This window comes from Chryseobacterium sp. CG10_8 (assembly GCF_058117085.1).
Window position 1 is genome coordinate 1 of record NZ_JBYVEB010000290.1, and the last position, 511, is coordinate 511.

1 pseudogene is annotated in these 511 nt (G+C 42.9%); it reads right to left on the reverse strand.

Features of this window, described 5'->3' with window-relative positions:
• A pseudogene (locus AC4AGG_RS16795) lies at positions 1-511 on the reverse strand (hypothetical protein); the annotation flags it as partial.

Sequence of the window (511 nt, forward strand, 5' to 3'; positions counted from 1 at the left end):
GGCAGATTTCCTAACTATAGGCCAGTCTGTGGAACTAATTACATCTGCTGTTCTGTGCCCTCCTGCCCTTTTTAACAAGGTAATACCATGTTTGGTATCTACACCTGCAGTTGTACTTGGACTATTGTAACAAAAACAAACCTTTACCGCTGCATTGATTGAACTTCCTACACCTTGTCCTTGGTCTGCTCCAACATCTGCAGCTCCTCCTGAGTTCACGATTGTTGGTACTCCAGTGGTATCTACTGTTGTACCTAAGTTTTGGTTAGTCGCACTAGAGCCTGTTCCTACGGTTACCGTTCCACTTGCTGTTACCAACTCAGCTGTGGTTACATCTTCATCTCCCTCAATCGCATCTACACAACCATCGTTATCACTGTCTAAATCTTGATAATCAGGAGTACCATCGCTATCGGTGTCACAAGCATAATCGACTATTGGTGATACAATAGCGTTAAGACCTGTACCGCCAGAATTGTTTTGGAATAACTGAAAGCTAACAGATTTAATT